Raw genomic sequence first — 2,066 nt, forward strand, 5'->3', positions numbered from 1 at the left:
TAGTTTTTTGAGGACGCCATGAGCGCAAACGACCACACCACGGCCCACGAAGAAGCCCACACTGGCCCCATCAAAACCCCGCAGCAACTGCTGGCTGCAGTTTTCTTCTCTTTTGTCGTCCCTGTTTTCGCCATCATTGGTCTGGTTTACTACGTCGCGTCGGCCAACAAGCCGGCGGCAGGCGCGGATGAAAGCGCCAATGCAGTGGCACAACGCATCCAGAAGATCGGTGCCGTTGAAATCCGTGATGCCAACCGCCCTCTTAAATCCGGCGAAGAAGTCTACAAAGCCCAATGTGTGACCTGTCACGGCACAGGTGCTGCCGGCGCACCGAAATTCGGCGATGCAGGCGCCTGGGCTACCCGTATCAAAACCGGCTTCGACACACTCTGGCACTCGGCGCTCAAGGGCAAGGGCGCCATGGGCCCCCAAGGTGGTGGCGACTTTAGCGATGTGGAAGTCGGCCGTGCGGTGGTCTACATGACGGCCGCTGCGGGTGGAAAATTTGCAGAGCCAGCCGCACCTGCCGCTGCCGCTTCGGCACCTGCAGCCGCTGCAGTTGCCGCGCCCTCAGCAGACGTCGTTGCTGCGCTCGCTGCCGCCAACAAGACCGCGGCACCTGCCGCCGGTGCAACACCGGCCGCCGCAGGTGGCGCCGCGCCGGCCCTGTATGGCCAGGTGTGCGCAGCCTGCCACGCTGCCGGCGTTGCCAATGCGCCCAAGCTCGGCGACAAGGCTGCATGGGCTCCCCGGGTTTCTGCAGGCGTCGAGGCGCTGACCGCCAGCGCCATCAAAGGCAAGGGCGCCATGCCTCCCAAGGGGGGTTCTGCCGCCCCCGACGGTGACATCAAAGCCGTGGTGCAGTACATGGTCAACGCGGCCAAATAAGCGCTGCCTGCAATTTTCAAAAAGCCGGTCGATGACCGGCTTTTTTTACGGGTGAATTTAAAAGGAATTGACCTCCAGCCCAATAACACCGCGCGCAAGCAGCTATTGTTTTTGTAGCAATTGCGGGCTTCGCACATAACCGAACCGGTCCGCCAGGTCGCTCGCCGGAACCTCTTCGGGCACCCACAGACCCTGCTCCACAGCGTCCGCCGCGTGCGTCATGTCCTGGGTATGAACCAGGCCAAAACCCAGGTCGGTTTCAAGGTAGACCCTGCCCGCCTCGTCCACGATGCACCGCTGCGTCCGCGCGGCCTGACCGGTGTGAGCCGTCACCTCGAATGCCGGCGCGGCGGCGATGCGCCAGATCCACGGCGTTGCTTCCAGCTCCACGTACACGCGCTGCGGCCCATTCTGGAAAAACCACCGTCCCTGCGCGTCGCTCTCGTAGTTCCGCTGGATGAAATCAATCAGTTTGTCGTGCTTGAGCAATGAGCCTTTGCTGGCGGCACGGCGGGCAGCCTCCAGGCCCGGCGCGCCCCCGAAAGGCCCTGCAGCCTGCGCCCTGTCGTCGCGCATGTACCAGTTGCCGCGCGCGTCCAGCCCCAGCCAGCCATAGCAATCCGGAACATTGGGCCACTTGGCAATGGCCTGCTTGACGATGTCATCCATGCGCTATTTTGCGCCGCAACGGGTGGATGCGGCAGGAGCGGGGTTATGCGAAGGCATCACAGGTGCGCAGCCAGAAAACCGGTGACGGCTTCCGGCATGGCGCGCACGTGGCCCGGAAACGGCGGCGACGGAAACCCGACATGCCCCCCTTGCCCCGGCTGCCAGAGTGTGACGTAGCGGCTGCCGTCTGCGGCTCGCGGCAGGCTCGCGGCCGGCACAAAAGGATCGTTCAATGCGTTCAGGGCCAGAGCCGGCACGGCAATGCTGCGCAAATGCGGCTTGGCGGAAGCTCGCGACCAGTAGTCGTCCGCATCTTTGAACCCGTGCACGGGCGCTGTGAAGACGTTGTCGAATGCATACAGGTCGCGCGCGGCCAGCAGGCGGTCACGGTCAAAAAGGCCAGGGTGCTGCTCGAGTTTTTTCAGCGCCTTCGGCACCATGGTTTTCAAAAACATGCGGGTGTAGACCTGCCGGTTGAACCCCCGCCCTATGGCCCAGCCGCTGGCGGC

General features: G+C 63.6%; 2 protein-coding genes and 1 pseudogene. 1 reads left to right on the forward strand and 2 read right to left on the reverse strand.

The features are described from left to right. Positions 1–18: 18 nt before the first annotated feature. Positions 19–888 carry a c-type cytochrome gene (locus ABI546_RS17895; RefSeq protein ID WP_348048714.1) on the forward strand — a complete coding sequence of 290 codons (870 nt, stop codon included), beginning with the start codon at positions 19–21 and terminating at the stop codon, positions 886–888. A 102-nt stretch (positions 889–990) separates the two neighbouring features. Here the strand turns inward: ABI546_RS17895 and ABI546_RS17900 are convergent, their stop codons facing one another. Together ABI546_RS17900 and ABI546_RS17905 are read right to left on the reverse strand one after the other, a co-directional pair. Then, complete coding sequence (locus tag ABI546_RS17900; protein WP_348048716.1) at positions 991–1,557, reverse strand: DUF2946 family protein; 567 nt, start codon at positions 1,555–1,557, stop codon at positions 991–993. A 56-nt stretch (positions 1,558–1,613) separates the two neighbouring features. Next, positions 1,614–2,066 (reverse strand): annotated as a pseudogene (locus ABI546_RS17905) (alpha/beta hydrolase); the annotation flags it as partial.

The organism is Polaromonas sp., assembly GCF_039932935.1.
Classification (GTDB): domain Bacteria; phylum Pseudomonadota; class Gammaproteobacteria; order Burkholderiales; family Burkholderiaceae_C; genus Polaromonas.

Excerpts from the sequence above, each read along its gene's own strand:
- ABI546_RS17895 (WP_348048714.1), top strand. The coding sequence starts at position 19 with ATGAGCGCAAACGACCACACCACGGCCCACGAAGAAGCCCACACTGGC.
- ABI546_RS17900 (WP_348048716.1), bottom strand. The coding sequence starts at position 1,557 with ATGGATGACATCGTCAAGCAGGCCATTGCCAAGTGGCCCAATGTTCCG.